Source organism: Pseudomonas sp. NY11955, assembly GCF_048068035.1.
GTDB lineage: Bacteria > Pseudomonadota > Gammaproteobacteria > Pseudomonadales > Pseudomonadaceae > Aquipseudomonas.
This window is the reverse complement of the sequence record NZ_JBLUPS010000003.1, coordinates 83,814-101,596: the sequence shown is the minus strand read 5'-3', so window position 1 is coordinate 101,596 and position 17,783 is coordinate 83,814. Positions and strand designations below refer to the sequence as shown.

The following is a 17,783-nucleotide window of genomic DNA, read 5'->3' as shown; positions in this document are numbered from 1 at the left end:
AAAGCAGAAACGTCAGGCCGTCTGGGCAACCGCATTGGCACGCCGTTGGGTCAGCGAAACCAGCAGGATGAACGCGGTCACCCCGGCAGTCATCAGCGTTTCATAGCGGTAGGCATCGCTGACCAGCATGTAGCCCAGCACCATGACGATGGTGCCGATCACCAGCCAGGTCAGCCACGGGAACAGCCACATCTTCAGCTCAAGCGGGCGCCCTTCACGCTCGGCACGGGCACGCATGCGCAACTGCGATACGGCAATCACCAGGTACACCAGCAAGGCGATGGCGCCCGTGGTGGACAACAGGAAGCCGAATACCTTGCCTGGGAACACATAGTTGACCAGGCAGCCGGCAAAACCTGCCAGGGTAGAGAAGATCACCGCCACGGTCGGCACGCCGGAACCTGAGATGCGCTTGGTCACGCTCAGCGCCTGGCCACGAGCCCCCAGCGAATAGAGCATGCGCGAGGCAGTGTACAGCCCGGAGTTCATGCAACTGGTCACCGCCACCAGCACCACCAGGTCAACCAACAGTTTGGCACCCGGTACATTCAACACTTCCAGCACACGCTGGAACGAACCGACCGCTTTCAGCGCTGGGTCGTTCCAGGCTACCAGCGACACCACCAGGAAGATCGACGCCAGGTAGAAGATGGCGATGCGGTACACCACCAGGTTGGTGGCGCGGCGGATCTTGTCCTTCGGGTTGGCGGTTTCATCAGCAGCGATGGTGACAATTTCGGCACCGAAGAACGAGAAGATGGTGATCAGCACGCCACCCAGCACCGTCCCAAAGCCGTTAGGCATGAAGCCGCCGTTGTCCCACAACCGGCTGACCCCAGAGACTTCGGCCAGGGGCCAGAAGCCGAACACCGCCAAGGTGCACACCCCGATGAAGCCAATGATCGCCAGCACCTTGACCAGCGCGAACCAGTACTCGAAGGCACCGAAATTCTTCACGCTAACCAGGTTGGTACCCGACAGCACGATCATGATCAGGAAGGCGAACAGCCAGGACGGCACACCGGGGAAGTAGGCATGCAGGATGTCAGCCCCCGCGATGGCTTCCACTGGAATGATCAACACCCAGAACCACCAGTACAACCAGCCGATGGTGAAGCCCGCCCAAGGGCCGATGGCTTCCGAGGCATAAGTGGAGAACGAGCCGCTGTTGGGGTTGGCGATGGCCATTTCGCCAAGCATGCGCATCACCAGCAGCACCAGCAGCCCGGTCATGGCGTAGGAAATGAGGATGGCCGGGCCGGCGGTGGCGATGGCGTTGGAGGAACCGATGAACAGGCCGGCACCGATGATGCCGGCGATGGAAATCATGGAAACCTGACGGGAGGTCAGGCCGTGCTGCAGAGAGCGCTGTTTCTTGTTGTCTTGCGAAGCCATGAAGAACCCTCGAGTGGGTCGGCCGCAGCAAAGCGGCTGAAGGTCGGAGCAGAATTCTTATAAATTTCTGTTGTTCGTTGTTGTTGTTTTGCAGATACCGGCGCGTGTTCTGACCTCCTCTTCGCATGACCGGTTGTCATCGTTGATCCAGGTCAGTATTAATCTATAGGCCGGGGTCAACAAACGACCTTTTCGAACCACATGATTCCGTTTTGGAATGAACTTCTTCCTTTTTTGCTCGGTATTTGCCCGTCATGTCCAAACGCCTGATGCCCTCGACCACCGCCCTTCAGTGCTTCGAAGCGGCCGCTCGCCACCTCAGTTTCACCCGCGCGGCGCAGGAACTGCACCTGACCCAGAGCGCCGTCAGCAAGCAGGTGGCGCAGCTCGAGGACATGCTCTCGCACTCGCTGTTCCAGCGTATTCGCCGGCGCCTGCACCTGACACCGGCCGGCGCGCTGTACCTCACCGAAGTGAACAAGATCCTCACCCAGATCGACATTTCCAGCCGCTACATCCTCAGCTACGGCGACGAAACCGAAGTGCTGCGCATCGCCACCCAGCCCACTTTCGGCGCCCGCTGGCTGGTGCCCAAGCTCAAGGGTTTTGGCGACCGCTACCCCCGTATTCACCTGGATGTACGCAACGAACTGGAACCGTTCGACCTGGTGCAGGCCAAGGCCGACATCGCCTTTTTCTTCGGCCAGGGCACCTGGCCCGGGGCGACTTGCATCGAGCTGTTCAGGGAAGAAGTGGTGCCGGTATGCAGCCCGCAGCTGCTGGCCGACCATCGATTCGACAGTGCCCAGGCATTGACCGAGCACCGCCTGTTGCAGTGCGTGTCGCGGCCGGAGGCCTGGCATGAGTGGTTCCTGGGGCTTGGGCTGCATAGCCAGAACAGCTACCACGGGCCGCGCTTCGACACGTTTTACCTGTGCATACGCGCGGCGATTGCAGGCTGCGGCATTGCCCTGATACCGCGCTACCTGGTGGCCGAAGAGCTGAGCGAGGGCAAGCTGGTGGTGGCCTGGGACCACCCAGTGGCGAGCAATGGCAAGCACTTCATTGCCCACGCCGAACATGCGGCCGAAGTGCCAAAGATCAGAGCCTTTGTGCAGTGGATTCAGGAGCGGGTGGCTGAGGGGGATTGATTCAACCGGTACCGGCAACGCAAAGCAAGGGCGAGATCAAGAATCCAGGGAATGATCGCAATCGAATAATTCGTTTGCGGACTAACCCCTCGACACGCTTGGATAATAACAAACTCGAACAAAGGTCCCGCGTGCCCATGAACCAGGAAAGTATCAGCCAATCCATTGCCATCGTTCACCCGATCACACTTTCCCATGGCCGTAATGCCGAAGTTTGGGACACCGATGGCAAACGTTACATCGACTTCGTCGGCGGTATCGGTGTGCTCAACCTGGGCCACTGCAACCCGGCCGTGGTCGAGGCTATCCAGGCCCAGGCCACCCGCCTGACCCACTACGCCTTCAACGCGGCCCCGCACGGCCCGTATCTGGCGCTGATGGAGCAGTTGAGCCAGTTCGTACCCGTCAGCTACCCACTGGCAGGCATGCTCACCAACAGCGGCGCGGAAGCCGCGGAAAACGCCCTGAAAGTGGCCCGTGGCGCGACGGGCAAGCGCGCCGTCATCGCCTTCGACGGCGGCTTCCATGGCCGCACCCTGGCCACCCTGAACCTCAATGGCAAGGTCGCCCCGTACAAGCAACGGGTCGGTGAATTGCCCGGGCCTGTCTACCACCTGCCCTACCCCAGCGCCGACACCGGGGTGACCTGCGAGCAGGCGCTCAAGGCCATGGACCGCCTGTTCAGCGTCGAGCTGGCCGTGGAAGACGTGGCAGCGTTCATCTTCGAGCCGGTGCAGGGCGAAGGCGGTTTCCTCGCCCTTGACCCGGCCTTTGCCCAGGCCCTGCGCCGCTTCTGCGACGAGCACGGCATCCTGATCATCATCGACGAGATCCAGTCGGGCTTTGGCCGCACCGGCCAGCGCTTCGCCTTCCCGCGCCTGGGCATCGAGCCCGACCTGCTGCTGCTGGCCAAGAGCATTGCCGGTGGCCTGCCGCTGGGTGCGGTGGTCGGGCGCAAGGAATTGATGGCGTCGCTGCCCAAGGGCGGCCTGGGTGGCACCTATTCAGGCAACCCGATTGCCTGTGCGGCAGCCCTGGCCAGCCTGGCCCAGATGACCGATGAAAACGTCGCCACCTGGGGTGAGCGCCAGGAGCAGGCGATCGTCAGCCGTGTCGAGCGCTGGAAGTCCTCGGGCCTGAGCCCGTACATCGGCCGCCTGACTGGCGTGGGCGCCATGCGTGGCATCGAGTTCGTCAATGCCGATGGCAGCCCGGCACCGGCGCAACTGGCCAAGGTGATGGAGGCAGCCCGGGCCAAGGGCTTGCTGCTGATGCCCAGCGGCAAAGCGCGGCACATCATCCGCCTGCTGGCACCCCTGACCATCGAGGCCGAGGTGCTCGAAGAAGGCCTGGATATCCTCGAGCAGTGCCTGGTGGAGCTGAACTGAGGCTTACAGGCCCAGTTCCTGCGGGGTGAGCATGTCGGACTCGAAGGCAATCCAGCCGCCTTCGAGCTCGGCGTGGCCGTTGACGATCGGGCCGTAGTAGGTCAGGCCGTTCTCCAGGGTCACGCAGATGTGCGTGGCCGACTTTTCGGGGGCTGCGAGCGTACCGACGAAATGCACCTTTTTAAGGGTTTCGGTCACCGCCTCCAGGCCTACGCGCATATTGGGGTTTTCCGAGGCTTCGGTGTCTCCGCCACGGTCTTCGGCGCTGATGGTCACGGTGGCGATGTAAGGGTACTTGCTGCTCAAACGGGGTTACCTCGATGGGTGTGTAGGCGTATGGGCGCGTAGAGTACGGCAGGCAATCTCCGTTGTCTCTACCGGCCTCTGTGGGAGCGGGCGTGCCCGCGAAGAGGCCAGGCCTGCAAAAGGTGATCTGGACGGCCCGATCTGTTAGGGTGCCCGCCGATGCACGCCACACCACACGAGGATCCCGAGTGAGCGCCGAAGAACCCCTGATCGCCGACCTGTTCGAAGTCGACAAACGCCTGTCCCTCAAGCCCGTCGTGGACTTCAACAGCTACCTGCGCAATGCCTTCGGCGAAGGCCCGTGCCGCTGCCACCGCTGCCTGGAAGGTGCCGACCCAAGCACCTATAGCCATGCCCATGACTTCACCTTCGAGGGCCGCCAGTGGCACCGCCGCTTCGCCAGCACCGCCGGCAGCGACGTCGCCCAGGTGTTGAAAAAAGCGTGGTTGTCCTACACCAAAGCCGACCTCAACCTGATCGGCCCGCTGGACCTGACCACCCTCAAGACCTTTACCGAACACGCCCTGCACGCGCGCCTGCTGGCCCTGCTGCCGGCCAGCGGCCTGGCCCGCGAAGTGGATGGCCAGTGGATGCTGCAAGCCCAGGCCGACTGACGGCCCGGCGGCACGGCAGGATTCCACCGGTCTGCTAACGTGGTGGAATCCGCCCATTCGCAGGTAGTCCGCCATGGCCCGCACAACGCCCATCGAGCTGTACCGCAACATCGGCATCGTCGCCCACGTGGACGCCGGCAAGACCACGACCACCGAGCGGATCCTGTTCTACACCGGGGTCAACCACAAGATGGGCGAGGTGCACGATGGCGCGGCGACCATGGACTGGATGGCCCAGGAGCAGGAACGCGGCATCACCATCACCTCGGCGGCAACCACAGCGTTCTGGCAAGGCTCGACCAAGCAGTTCGCCCACAAGTACCGCTTCAACATCATCGACACCCCCGGCCACGTCGACTTCACCATCGAGGTGGAGCGCTCCTTGCGCGTGCTCGATGGCGCGGTGGTGGTGTTCAGCGGCGCTGACGGCGTGGAGCCGCAGTCCGAGACGGTGTGGCGTCAGGCCAACAAGTACCATGTGCCACGCCTGGCCTATATCAACAAGATGGACCGCCAGGGTGCCGACTTCCTGCGCGTGGTCAAGCAGATTGACCAGCGCCTGGGGCACCACCCGGTACCGATCCAACTGGCGATTGGCAGCGAAGAAAACTTCATCGGCCAGATCGACCTGGTGAAAATGAAGGCCATCTACTGGAACGATGCCGACCAGGGCACCAGCTACCGCGAAGAAGACATCCCCGCCGAACTGCAGGCGCTGGCCGACGAATGGCGTGCGCACATGATCGAAGCCGCGGCCGAAGCCAACGACGAGCTGACCATGAAGTTTCTCGAAGGCGAGGAACTGAGCGTCGACGAGATCAAGGCGGCACTGCGCCAGCGCACCATCGCCAACGAGATCGTACCGACCATCCTCGGCTCATCGTTCAAGAACAAAGGCGTGCCGCTGATGCTCGACGCGGTGATCGACTACCTGCCCGCGCCGTCGGAAATCCCGGCGATCAAAGGCACCGATCCCGATGACGAAGAAAAGCACCTGGAGCGCCATGCCGACGACAAGGAACCGTTCTCGGCCCTGGCCTTCAAGATCGCCACCGACCCCTTCGTCGGCACCCTCACCTTCGCCCGCGTGTATTCCGGCGTGCTCAGCTCCGGCAACGCAGTGCTCAACTCGGTCAAGGGCAAGAAAGAGCGTATCGGCCGCATGGTGCAGATGCACGCCAACCAGCGCGCGGAGATCAAGGACGTGTGTGCCGGCGATATCGCCGCACTGATCGGCATGAAGGATGTGACCACTGGCGACACCCTGTGCGACATGGACAAGCCGATCATCCTCGAACGCATGGACTTCCCCGACCCGGTGATTTCCGTGGCGGTGGAACCGAAGACCAAGGCCGACCAGGAAAAGATGGGCATCGCCCTGGGCAAGCTGGCCCAGGAGGACCCGTCATTCCGCGTGCGCACCGATGAAGAGACCGGCCAGACCATCATCTCCGGCATGGGCGAGCTGCACCTGGACATCATCGTCGACCGCATGCGCCGCGAGTTCAACGTCGAAGCCAATATCGGCAAGCCGCAGGTGGCCTACCGCGAAAAAATCCGCAACACCTGCGAAATCGAGGGACGCTTCGTCCGTCAGTCTGGCGGTCGGGGCCAGTACGGCCACTGCTGGATCCGCTTCGCCCCTGGCGACGAAGGCAAGGAAGGCCTGGAGTTCATCAACGAGATCGTCGGCGGCGTGGTGCCGCGCGAGTACATTCCGGCGATCCAGAAAGGTATCGAGGAGCAGATGAAGAACGGCGTGCTCGCCGGCTATCCGCTGATCAACCTGAAGGCAGCGGTGTACGACGGTTCGTATCACGATGTCGACTCCAACGAGATGGCCTACAAGATCGCCGCTTCGATGGCCACCAAGCAGTTGTCGCAAAAAGGTGGCGCGGTGCTGCTGGAGCCAGTGATGAAGGTCGAGGTGGTCACGCCCGAGGAGTACCAGGGCGATATCCTCGGCGACTTGAGCCGACGTCGCGGCATGATCCAGGACGGTGACGAGACGCCGGCCGGCAAGGTGATCCGCGCCGAGGTGCCGTTGGGTGAAATGTTCGGCTATGCCACCTCGATGCGTTCGATGACCCAGGGCCGGGCAAGCTTCTCGATGGAGTTCATTCGCTATGCCGAGGCACCGGCGAGCATTGCCGATACCATCTTCAAGAAAAACCGCGGCGAATGAATCATTCGCCTGTACCGGCCTCTTCGCGGGCCTGCCCGCTCCCACAGGTGCCGCACCAAGGTTGAGTCCTTTGGTGATGCTGTGGGAGCGGGCAAGCCCGCGAAGAGGCCGACACAGGCAGCCATTGTTTATCAGTGCTGCTCGCCAGCCCGCTTCAACAGTTTTTTGCACCGCTCCGACAAATGCACAACCCGCAAATGCTTGCCCGCCTTGGAATACCGCTCGCGCAGGGTCTGCAGCGCCGCAACCGCCGAATAGTCGACAAAGCTCAAATGCTGGCAATCCAGCGTGACCTGGGCCGGGTCCTTGGCCGTGTCGAACTGATTGAGGAACGAAGTGGTGGAGGCGAAGAACAGCGTGCCGTGTACCTGATAACGCTTGCCGCCTTCCCCATCTTCATGGCTGTCGGCATACAACTCCCGCGCATGCTGCCAGGCAAAGTTCAGCGCCGCGATGATGATGCCGAACAGCACTGCCATGGCCAGGTCGGTGAAGACTGTCACGACAGTTACCGCAATGATCGCCAGCACATCGTTCACCGGCACCTTGTTCAGCACCCGCAGCGATGCCCAGGCGAAAGTCTGCTGGGCCACCACGAACATCACGCCTACCAGCGCCGCCAGCGGAATACGCTCGATCAACGGCGACAGGAACAACACGAAGAGCAAAATCATCACCCCGGCCACTACACCCGACAACCGACCACGGCCATTGGAGCTGAGGTTGATCACCGTCTGCCCGATCATCGCGCAGCCACCCATGCCACCGCACAGGCCCGAGACCATGTTGGCGGCACCCAATGCCACACATTCGCGGTCCGGAAAGCCACGGCTCTCGGTGATTTCATCGGTCAGGTTAAGGGTGAGCAAGGTTTCCAGCAGGCCGACCATGGCCATCAACACTGCGTAAGGGGCAATGATCTTCAGGGTTTCCAGGTTCCAAGGCACATCCGGCAGCGCCAGCCCCGGCAGGCCGCCGGCGATATGCGCCATGTCGCCCAGGGTGCGGGTGGGCAACCCCAGCAGGTACACCAGCAGGCCAACGCCAAGGATCGCCACCAGCGCCGGCGGCACCGCGCGAGTCAGTTTCGGCAGCAGGTAAACCACCGCCATGGTGAGTGCGACCAGGCCGATCATCAGGTAAAGCGGCGTGCCACTGAGCCAGTGTTCGCCATCCTTGAAATGCTCCAGCTGGGCCATGGCGATGACGATGGCCAAGCCGTTGACGAAGCCAAGCATGACCGGGTACGGCACCAGGCGCACCAGCTTGCCCAAACGCAGCAAGCCGAACAGGATCATTACCACGCCCCCCAGCAGCACCGTGGCCAGCAGGTACTGCACGCCGTGCTGTACGACCAGCGCGACGATCACCACCGCCATCGAGCCGGCAGCGCCGGAGATCATCCCAGGTCGGCCGCCGAACAGCGCAGTCAGGGTACAAATGATGAATGCACCGTACAGGCCCATCAGCGGGTTGAGGTGAGCCACCAGGGCAAAGGCGATGCACTCAGGCACCAGGGCGAACGAAGTGGTCAGGCCGGCGAGCAAGTCGGCGCGTAGTCGGGCGGGCTTCATGGGCTTCCTGTGGTGCAGTCCGGGGGGACGTTACAAAAACGAGGGGCGCGATGTTACGGAATTTATCTGACAGCGGCCACCGCTCCACGCACCCGGCCCCGGCGCTGCACCGTCAGGTACCCATGCTCGCCTGGCGCGCTGGACAAGCGTCGAAACAAGACAACTTGTGATCTGGACCCGGCACAACCCAGGCAAATTTGCCATCATGATCATTCCACCTGCGGAGATCATGGACATGCCGCTACGCCCCCTTTTCGCTTCCCTGCTGCTGGTCGCCAGCCTCACCGCCCAGGCCGCCACCGAAGTGCTGCCCCTGCAGCACCGCAGCAGCGCCGAACTGCTGCCCACCGTCCAGGCATTCATCGGTAACGACGGTACGGTCAGCGCCTTCGAAAACAAACTGATCGTCAACACCAGCCCCGAGCGCATCGATGACCTGCGCGCCTTGCTGCAGCAGCTGGATACCGCCCCCAAGCGCTTGCTGATCAGCGTCGACAACAACGACAGTAATTTCCAGGACAACCGCGGTAACGCACGCGTCATCCACTACGGCACCAGCAATCGCGAAGGCGGCATGCAACAGGTGCAAGCCAGCGAAGGCCAACCGGCACTGATCCAGGTTGGCCAGAGCATTCCGATCACCAGCACCAGCACCGACAGCTATGGGCGCATCCAGAGCAACACCGAATACCGCAACGTGACGCAAGGGTTCTACGTAACGCCAAGCCTGAGTGGTGATACGGTTCGTCTGCAAATAAGCAGCAATAATGATCGTATAAGCCATGAACGTGCAGATGTAGTGAAAGTGCAAAGTACCGACACGACAGTCACCGGCAGGCTTGGTGAATGGATCACCCTGGCGGGCTACAACCAGCAGAGCCAAGCCGAGCGCAGTGCGTCAAGCCGCAGTTACAGCACTCAGCGCGGAGAAAACATGACTTTACGTGTCAAAGTCGACCTTCTCGACGGATCCCAGGCAATTCAAGGCCTCGACCAAAGGCCTTGAAACTGACTGCCAAGTCGCATTAGACCAAAGATGTAGTAAGTGAAAAGTTCCACTACAAAACATTTGACAGGGTCTTTTTCCCAAGGGCATGATGGCCTCGCTCCCGCTAATCAGGGGCCCTGGCAAGGGCCTTCGAGGCGCACTCCTCCCACCCCTGGAGGCACCTCGTGTCTATACGGCCCACAAGGCGGTTCGACGGATTGCGACTGCAACGAAGAAGTTGTCCCGAGGGACGGAAGCGCATCACCGCAGCACTGGCAATCGCGTAGCACCGCAGCAAGGCAACCACGAGCCGACCTGCCGGAGCGCACCTTCGCCTGGCCTGCCCACCCTTCCCCTTCGAGCCTTCGCGTTCGCCGCCGCACTCCCGCGAACAGGACAGCCGCCAGGCACCTGATCTGCTCCGAGCATCAGCACAATTAACCCAAGATCGATGCGACGAGGTTTATTTCCATGGCACTGACACGCGAACAGCAAATTGCAGCCCTCGAGAAAGACTGGGCCGAGAACCCGCGCTGGAAAGGCGTGACCCGTACCTACACCGCCGCCGATGTCGTTCGCCTGCGTGGCTCCATCCAGCCAGAGCACACCTTTGCTCGCCAAGGCGCAGAAAAACTGTGGAAGCTGGTCACCGAAGGTGCCCACCCCTCCTTCCGCCCAGAAAAAGATTTCGTCAACTGCATGGGCGCCCTGACCGGCGGCCAGGCAGTACAGCAAGTAAAAGCCGGCATTCAGGCCATCTACCTGTCCGGCTGGCAGGTTGCCGCCGACAACAACTCGGCCGAGTCGATGTATCCTGACCAGTCGCTGTACCCGGTCGATTCGGTACCGACCGTGGTCAAGCGCATCAACAACGCGTTCCGCCGCGCCGACCAGATCCAGTGGAAAGCCGGCAAGAACCCGGGCGACGAAGGCTACATCGACTACTTCGCGCCGATCGTCGCTGACGCCGAAGCCGGTTTCGGTGGCGTACTGAACGCCTACGAGCTGATGAAGAACATGATCGAAGCGGGCGCCGCGGGCGTGCACTTCGAAGACCAGCTGGCCTCGGTGAAAAAATGCGGCCACATGGGCGGCAAGGTACTGGTACCTACCCAGGAAGCCGTACAGAAGCTGGTGGCCGCGCGTCTGGCCGCTGACGTATCGGGCGTACCGACCATCATCCTGGCCCGTACCGACGCCAACGCCGCCGACCTGCTGACCAGCGACTGCGACCCGTACGACCAGCCGTTCGTGATTGGCGAGCGCACCCGCGAAGGCTTCTACAAGGTGCGCGCCGGCCTCGACCAGGCCATCGCCCGCGGCCTGGCCTACGCACCGTACGCCGATCTGATCTGGTGCGAAACCGCCAAACCGGACCTGGACGAAGCCCGTCGCTTTGCCGAAGCGATCAAGAAGGAGTACCCGGACCAGATCCTGTCGTACAACTGCTCGCCGTCCTTCAACTGGAAGAAGAACCTGGACGACGCCACCATCGCCAAGTTCCAGCGCGAACTGTCGGCCATGGGCTACAAGCACCAGTTCATTACCCTGGCTGGCATCCACAACATGTGGCACGGCATGTTCAACCTGGCGCACGACTACGCCCGCAACGACATGACCGCGTACGTGAAACTGCAAGAGCAGGAGTTCGCTGACGCCAGCAAAGGCTACACCTTCGTGGCGCACCAGCAGGAAGTGGGCACCGGCTACTTCGACGACATGACCACCGTGATCCAGGGTGGCGCCTCGTCGGTAACCGCACTGACCGGCTCGACAGAAGAAGAGCAGTTCCACTGATAGTGGGCTACCGCTGAATAAAGGCCCGGGGCTTGCGAAAGCTCCGGGCCTTTCTTATTGCCTGCACGAGATCCGCCAGGCGTGCATCGTTCCTACAGAATTGCGCCAGGGCGACGAGGTGACCGGTTTGAATTTTGTGGTGTTGCGTAGATCGAGCGCCGCCCGCGCGGCGCATCGCGAGCAAGCTCGCTCCTACATTTGTTTCGGGCCAATTATTCCCAGGGGAAACGCACGCGCCCCCTTGGTGCTCACCTCGATATCGTGCCGGACACCCAAGGCGGTCGCGCGCGCTGACACGGGCGATACTGGCCCGAAACAAATGTAGGAGCGAGCTTGCTCGCGATGCGCCGCGCGGGCGGCGCTCGGTCTCACAGGCGCCGCATTCCTTATCGCCAAGCCCATGCCAGCCCTAACACAATCCAAAGGCATCACCAGCAAAACCCATTTTCAGGTCTATGCTTGAGGCAGCACAGCAGCAAGGACCGCCCATGTTTCGTCCAAGCCATCTGCTCCTCCTCGCCCTGGCCGCCGCTGCCCTCTATATATATGCACTGGCCAGCGACAACACCGTGCTTGCCCTACTGGCCAAACCTATCCCGGTGCTGGCACTGATCGCCTGGCTGCGCAGCGCACCCGCCTCACCCTACCGCAACTGGATCTCGATCGGCTTGGGGTTCTCGGTACTCGGCGACATCCTGCTGGCCATCCCCGCCGATCTGTTCGTGTTCGGTTTGGCCGCCTTCCTCTGCGCCCACCTGAGCTACTTGCGCGCCTATTGCAACATTACCCTGCGTCCCGCGCTGCCCGCGCTGATATTCAGCGGCATCACTGGCATCACGCTGCTCTGCATACTCGCCAGCCATGGCCTTGGCCCGCTGCTGATCCCTGTCGCGCTGTACGCCCTGGCCATCAGCGCCATGCTCTGGCGCGCCTTGGCCTGTGGGGGACTGGCCGCGCTTGGGGCCTGCCTGTTCGTGCTCTCCGACAGCCTGATCGGCATCGACCGCTTTGTCAGCCCGCTCGCCGCCGCGCCATACCTGATCATCCTCACCTACTGGCTGGGTCAGTGGGCGATCGCTTCATCAGTCGGTCATCGCTCAATCGATAAAGTATTGACCCAGAGCGGTGCAAGCAGCACAGGAAGCTGCTAGAACACGAGACTTTCGCATTTACAAGTAGGGGGATTCGCCAGATGAACTTTACAAGGCACAGAACAGCCAAATTACATGGCATCAGGCCAAATGATATTAATTATCATTCCGAAACTTGTAATTCGTTACCACTCGCAAGAAACATAATTAACAAAACCGCACGCAATGCCCGAATCTCAAGGCTTTCAGCCAGTTACGAGAGTGTTTTGTTCTTAATCCTACGAATAAATTTGCGACAGAAATTTTACTTGCACCGGGTTTACCCATAAAATCAGCGCGATTGATTCAGCTGCGACATTTGGTCACTGCGCCTGCGACACCACGTCGCCGCTTTACTTATTTCAGACTGCAGAGCTGGGTCTCTGTATAAGGATCTCTAGCATGTCCGATTCGGCAGGACTCATCGCCCACAACTGGGGCTTTGCCATCTTCCTCCTGGGTGTCGTCGGCCTGTGTGCCTTCATGCTCGGCCTGTCCAGCCTGCTCGGTAGCAAGGCTTGGGGCCGCGCCAAGAACGAGCCCTTCGAATCCGGCATGCTGCCCGTCGGCAGCGCCCGCCTGCGCCTGTCCGCCAAATTCTATCTGGTCGCGATGCTGTTCGTGATCTTCGATATCGAAGCCCTCTTTCTCTTTGCATGGTCTGTGTCCGTCCGCGAAAGCGGCTGGACCGGGTTCGTCGAAGCTCTCGTTTTCATAGCAATTCTGTTGGCAGGTCTTGTCTACCTATGGCGCGTCGGTGCTCTTGATTGGGCTCCCGAAGGTCGCCGCAAGCGGCAAGCGAAGCTGAAACAATGAGGCTTTGGCAATGCAATACAATCTCACCAGAATCGATCCGGATGCGCCTAACGAGCAGTACCCGGTAGGTGAACGGGAAACCGTCACCGACCAGCTGCTAGAGGACCAGGTCCACAAGAACATCTACATGGGGAAACTCGAAGATGTGCTGCGTGGCGCGGTCAACTGGGGTCGCAAGAACTCCCTCTGGCCGTACAACTTCGGCCTGTCCTGCTGCTACGTGGAAATGACCACGGCCTTCACGGCACCCCACGACATCGCCCGCTTCGGCGCCGAAGTCATCCGGGCATCGCCGCGTCAGGCCGACTTCATGGTCATCGCCGGCACCTGCTTCGTCAAAATGGCGCCGATCATCCAGCGCCTGTACGAGCAGATGCTCGAACCCAAGTGGGTCATCTCCATGGGTTCGTGCGCCAACTCCGGCGGCATGTACGACATCTACTCGGTCGTTCAGGGGGTCGACAAGTTCCTCCCCGTGGACGTCTATGTGCCTGGCTGCCCGCCACGCCCTGAGGCTTTCCTGCAAGGCTTGATGCTGCTGCAGGAGTCGATCGGCCAAGAACGACGCCCGCTTTCCTGGGTTGTTGGTGATCAAGGTATTTACCGTGCCGAGATGCCAGCCCAGAAAGATCTGCGTCGTGAGCAGCGCATTGCAGTAACCAACCTGCGCAGCCCCGACGAAGTCTGATCCAGCGACCTGCCGCCCGCTCCCGATGGAGCCGGCGGCCTGGCTTCATTCTTAACGTTGACCCAAAGCGACCGAGACCATGACAGCGGACAACGCTATTTTCATTCCGCCCTACAAGGCTGACGACCAGGATGTGGTCGTCGAACTGCACAACCGTTTTGGCGCCGAAGCATTCGTCGCCCAGGAAACCCGCACCGGCATGCCCGTGCTGTGGGTCAAGCGCGCCCAACTCAAGGAGGTGCTCAGCTTCCTGCGTGGCGTGGCCAAGCCATACAGCATGCTGTACGACCTGCACGGCGTCGACGAGCGCCTGCGCACCCAGCGCCGTGGCCTGCCGGCCGCCGACTTCAGTGTGTTCTACCACCTGCTGTCGGTCGAGCGTAACAGCGACGTGATGATCAAGGTCTCGCTCAGCGAAGGCGACCTGAACCTGCCGACCGTGACCGGTATCTGGCCAAACGCCAACTGGTACGAGCGCGAAGTCTGGGACATGTTCGGCATCGACTTTGCCGGCCACCCTCACCTCAGCCGCATCATGATGCCGCCGACCTGGGAAGGTCACCCGCTGCGCAAGGACTACCCGGCCCGCGCCACCGAGTTCGACCCCTACAGCCTGACCCTGGCCAAGCAGCAGCTTGAAGAGGAATCGGCACGTTTCAACCCCGAAGCCTGGGGCATGAAGCGTCAGGGCGCCAACGAGGACTACATGTTCCTCAACCTCGGCCCCAACCACCCGTCGGCGCACGGTGCGTTCCGTATCGTCCTGCAGCTGGACGGTGAAGAAATCGTCGACTGCGTACCGGACATCGGCTACCACCACCGTGGTGCCGAAAAAATGGCCGAGCGCCAGTCCTGGCACAGCTTCATCCCTTATACCGACCGTATCGACTACCTCGGCGGGGTGATGAACAACCTGCCGTACGTACTGGCTGTGGAAAAGCTCGCCGGCATCCAGGTGCCGCAGAAAGTCGACGTGATTCGCATCATGCTCGCCGAATTCTTCCGCATCACCAGCCACCTGCTGTTCCTGGGTACCTACATCCAGGACGTGGGTGCGATGACGCCGGTGTTCTTCACCTTCACCGACCGCCAGCGCGCCTACACGGTGATCGAAGCCATCACCGGCTTCCGCCTGCACCCGGCCTGGTACCGCATCGGTGGCGTCGCCCACGACCTGCCACGCGGCTGGGACAAGCTGGTCAAGGACTTCGTCGAATGGCTGCCCAAGCGCCTTGACGAATACACCAAGGCCGCCCTGCAGAACAGCATCCTCAAGGGCCGTACCATCGGCGTTGCCGCGTACAACACCAAGGAAGCGCTGGAATGGGGCACCACCGGTGCCGGCCTGCGTGCCACCGGTTGCGACTTCGACCTGCGTAAAGCCCGCCCCTACTCCGGTTACGAGAACTTCGAGTTCGAAGTACCGCTGGCCCACAACGGCGATGCCTACGATCGCTGCATGGTCCGTGTCGAGGAGATGCGCCAGAGTATCCGCATCATCGACCAGTGCCTGCGCAACATGCCGGAAGGCCCGTACAAGGCGGACCACCCGCTGACCACGCCGCCGCCGAAAGAGCGCACTTTGCAGCACATCGAAACCCTGATCACGCACTTCCTGCAAGTCTCGTGGGGCCCGGTCATGCCGGCCAACGAGTCGTTCCAGATGATCGAGGCGACCAAGGGCATCAACAGTTACTACCTGACGAGCGATGGCGGCACCATGAGCTACCGCACCCGGATCCGTACCCCGAGCTATCCGCACCTGCAGCAGATCCCTTCGGTGATCAAAGGCAGCATGGTCGCCGACCTCATTGCGTACCTGGGCAGTATCGACTTCGTTATGGCTGACGTGGACCGCTAAGCATGAACAGCACGCTTATCCAGACAGACCGTTTCGCCCTGAGCGAAACCGAGCGCTCGGCCATCGAGCACGAAATGCATCACTACGAGGACCCGCGCGCGGCGTCCATCGAAGCCCTGAAAATCGTCCAGAAGGAACGTGGCTGGGTGCCGGACGGCGCCATCCACGCCATCGGCGAAGTGCTGGGCATCCCAGCCAGCGATGTCGAGGGTGTCGCCACCTTCTACAGCCAGATTTTCCGCCAGCCGGTCGGCCGCCACATCATCCGCGTGTGCGACAGCATGGTCTGCTACATCGGCGGCCATGAGTCGGTCGTCAGCCAGATCCAGAGCGAGCTGGGCATCGGCCTCGGCCAGACCACCGCCGACGGCCGCTTCACCCTGCTGCCCGTGTGCTGCCTGGGCAACTGCGACAAGGCTCCGGCACTGATGATCGACGATGACACCTTTGGCGACGTACAGCCTGCTGGCGTTTCCAAACTGCTGGAGGGTTACGTATGACCATTACTTCCTTCGGCCCGGCCAACCGCATCGCGCGCACGGCCGAAACCCACCCGCTGACCTGGCGCCTGCGTGACGACGGCGAGCCGGTTTGGCTGGCCGAGTACGAATCGAAAAACGGCTACGCCGCAGCCCGCAAGGCCCTGGCGCAGATGTCGCAGGACGATATCGTGCAAGCGGTCAAGGACTCCGGCCTCAAGGGCCGTGGTGGCGCAGGCTTCCCCACTGGCGTGAAGTGGGGCCTGATGCCCAAAGACGAATCCATGAACATCCGCTACCTGCTGTGCAACGCGGACGAAATGGAGCCGAACACCTGGAAGGACCGCATGCTGATGGAGCAACAGCCCCATCTGCTGGTCGAGGGCATGCTGATCAGCGCCCGCGCCCTGAAGGCCTACCGCGGCTACATCTTCCTGCGTGGCGAATACACCACCGCGGCGAAAAACCTCAACCGCGCCATCGATGAAGCCAAGGCCGCCGGCCTGCTGGGCAAGAACATCCTGGGCAGCGGTTTCGATTTCGAGCTGTTCGTGCACACCGGTGCCGGCCGCTATATCTGCGGTGAAGAAACCGCGCTGATCAACTCGCTGGAAGGCCGCCGCGCCAACCCGCGCTCCAAGCCGCCCTTCCCTGCCGCCGTGGGCGTATGGGGCAAGCCGACTTGCGTGAACAACGTCGAAACCCTGTGCAACGTGCCGGCCATCGTCGCCAACGGCAACGACTGGTACAAGTCGCTGGCCCGTGAAGGCAGCGAAGACCACGGCACCAAGCTGATGGGCTTCTCCGGCAAGGTGAAGAACCCAGGCCTGTGGGAATTGCCATTCGGCGTCACCGCCCGCGAGCTGTTCGAAGACTACGCCGGCGGCATGCGCGACGGCTTCAAGCTCAAGTGCTGGCAGCCAGGCGGCGCCGGTACCGGCTTCCTGCTGCCCGAGCACCTCGACGCACAAATGTACGCCGGTGGCATCGCCAAGGTCGGCACCCGTATGGGTACTGGCCTGGCCATGGCAGTGGACGACAGCATCAACATGGTTTCGCTGCTGCGCAACATGGAAGAGTTCTTCGCCCGCGAGTCGTGCGGCTGGTGCACCCCATGCCGTGATGGCTTGCCGTGGAGCGTGAAGATGCTGCGCGCACTGGAAAAAGGCCAGGGCCGCGCCGAAGACATCGAGACGCTGCTGGGCCTGGTCAACTTCCTCGGCCCAGGCCGTACCTTCTGTGCTCACGCACCGGGTGCCGTCGAGCCGCTGGGCAGTGCCATCAAATACTTCCGGTCCGAGTTCGAGGCCGGTGTCGCCCCAGCATCCGCTGGCGACACCCTGCGCCCTAACCTGGCCAAGCCGATCGTGGTCGGCGCATAACAAGATGATAAGGCGGGTGGTCCGTGCCA

15 protein-coding genes are annotated in these 17,783 nt (G+C 61.8%); 12 read left to right on the top strand and 3 right to left on the bottom strand.

Annotated elements, in window-relative coordinates; translation table 11 throughout:
- Positions 1-12 precede the first annotated feature (12 nt).
- Positions 13-1,395 (bottom strand): amino acid permease, encoded by a 1,383-nt coding sequence (locus ACNFBR_RS06210; RefSeq protein WP_416734095.1) that lies wholly within the window; start codon positions 1,393-1,395, stop codon positions 13-15.
- A gap of 254 nt (positions 1,396-1,649) precedes the next feature.
- Here ACNFBR_RS06210 and gcvA point away from each other — a divergent pair, with 254 nt between their 5' ends.
- Both gcvA and ACNFBR_RS06200 read left to right on the top strand, forming a co-directional pair.
- The gene (gcvA, locus tag ACNFBR_RS06205) at positions 1,650-2,546 is read left to right on the top strand and encodes a transcriptional regulator GcvA (protein ID WP_416734094.1); all 897 of its coding nucleotides are present in this window, start codon (positions 1,650-1,652) and stop codon (positions 2,544-2,546) included.
- A gap of 137 nt (positions 2,547-2,683) precedes the next feature.
- A complete protein-coding gene (locus tag ACNFBR_RS06200) occupies positions 2,684-3,934 on the top strand; it encodes an aspartate aminotransferase family protein (protein WP_416734093.1) in 1,251 nt (416 codons plus the stop codon).
- 3 nt (positions 3,935-3,937) lie between these two features.
- Here ACNFBR_RS06200 and ACNFBR_RS06195 read toward each other — a convergent pair whose 3' ends face one another.
- Positions 3,938-4,240: a hypothetical protein gene (locus ACNFBR_RS06195; protein ID WP_416734092.1), complete on the bottom strand. Its 303-nt coding sequence runs from the start codon at positions 4,238-4,240 to the stop codon at positions 3,938-3,940.
- 188 nt (positions 4,241-4,428) lie between these two features.
- Here ACNFBR_RS06195 and ACNFBR_RS06190 point away from each other — a divergent pair, with 188 nt between their 5' ends.
- Both ACNFBR_RS06190 and fusA read left to right on the top strand, forming a co-directional pair.
- A complete protein-coding gene (locus tag ACNFBR_RS06190; protein WP_416734091.1) occupies positions 4,429-4,854 on the top strand; it encodes a hypothetical protein in 426 nt (141 codons plus the stop codon).
- A 73-nt stretch (positions 4,855-4,927) separates the two neighbouring features.
- A complete protein-coding gene (fusA, locus tag ACNFBR_RS06185; RefSeq protein ID WP_416734090.1) occupies positions 4,928-7,039 on the top strand; it encodes an elongation factor G in 2,112 nt (703 codons plus the stop codon).
- Positions 7,040-7,170: 131 nt separating this feature from the next.
- Here fusA and ACNFBR_RS06180 read toward each other — a convergent pair whose 3' ends face one another.
- Complete coding sequence (locus tag ACNFBR_RS06180) at positions 7,171-8,613, bottom strand: SulP family inorganic anion transporter (protein WP_416734089.1); 1,443 nt, start codon at positions 8,611-8,613, stop codon at positions 7,171-7,173.
- 205 nt (positions 8,614-8,818) lie between these two features.
- Here ACNFBR_RS06180 and ACNFBR_RS06175 point away from each other — a divergent pair, with 205 nt between their 5' ends.
- The 8 genes from ACNFBR_RS06175 (at position 8,819) to nuoF (ending at position 17,754) form a co-directional block, all read left to right on the top strand.
- A complete protein-coding gene (locus ACNFBR_RS06175) occupies positions 8,819-9,619 on the top strand; it encodes a secretin N-terminal domain-containing protein (RefSeq protein ID WP_416734088.1) in 801 nt (266 codons plus the stop codon).
- Positions 9,620-10,072: 453 nt separating this feature from the next.
- A complete protein-coding gene (gene aceA, locus ACNFBR_RS06170) occupies positions 10,073-11,398 on the top strand; it encodes an isocitrate lyase (protein ID WP_416734087.1) in 1,326 nt (441 codons plus the stop codon).
- A 488-nt stretch (positions 11,399-11,886) separates the two neighbouring features.
- Positions 11,887-12,549: a lysoplasmalogenase gene (locus ACNFBR_RS06165; RefSeq protein ID WP_416734086.1), complete on the top strand. Its 663-nt coding sequence runs from the start codon at positions 11,887-11,889 to the stop codon at positions 12,547-12,549.
- 381 nt (positions 12,550-12,930) lie between these two features.
- The gene (locus ACNFBR_RS06160; RefSeq protein ID WP_003251427.1) at positions 12,931-13,344 is read left to right on the top strand and encodes an NADH-quinone oxidoreductase subunit A; all 414 of its coding nucleotides are present in this window, start codon (positions 12,931-12,933) and stop codon (positions 13,342-13,344) included.
- Between the two features lie 10 nt (positions 13,345-13,354).
- The gene (locus ACNFBR_RS06155; RefSeq protein ID WP_008096180.1) at positions 13,355-14,032 is read left to right on the top strand and encodes a NuoB/complex I 20 kDa subunit family protein; all 678 of its coding nucleotides are present in this window, start codon (positions 13,355-13,357) and stop codon (positions 14,030-14,032) included.
- A 79-nt stretch (positions 14,033-14,111) separates the two neighbouring features.
- Complete coding sequence (gene nuoC, locus ACNFBR_RS06150; RefSeq protein WP_416734085.1) at positions 14,112-15,893, top strand: NADH-quinone oxidoreductase subunit C/D; 1,782 nt, start codon at positions 14,112-14,114, stop codon at positions 15,891-15,893.
- 2 nt (positions 15,894-15,895) lie between these two features.
- The gene (gene nuoE / locus ACNFBR_RS06145) at positions 15,896-16,393 is read left to right on the top strand and encodes an NADH-quinone oxidoreductase subunit NuoE (protein ID WP_003251433.1); all 498 of its coding nucleotides are present in this window, start codon (positions 15,896-15,898) and stop codon (positions 16,391-16,393) included.
- A complete protein-coding gene (nuoF, locus tag ACNFBR_RS06140; RefSeq protein WP_416734084.1) occupies positions 16,390-17,754 on the top strand; it encodes an NADH-quinone oxidoreductase subunit NuoF in 1,365 nt (454 codons plus the stop codon). The genes nuoE and nuoF overlap by 4 nt, the downstream gene beginning before the upstream one ends.
- Positions 17,755-17,783: the final 29 nt, after the last annotated feature.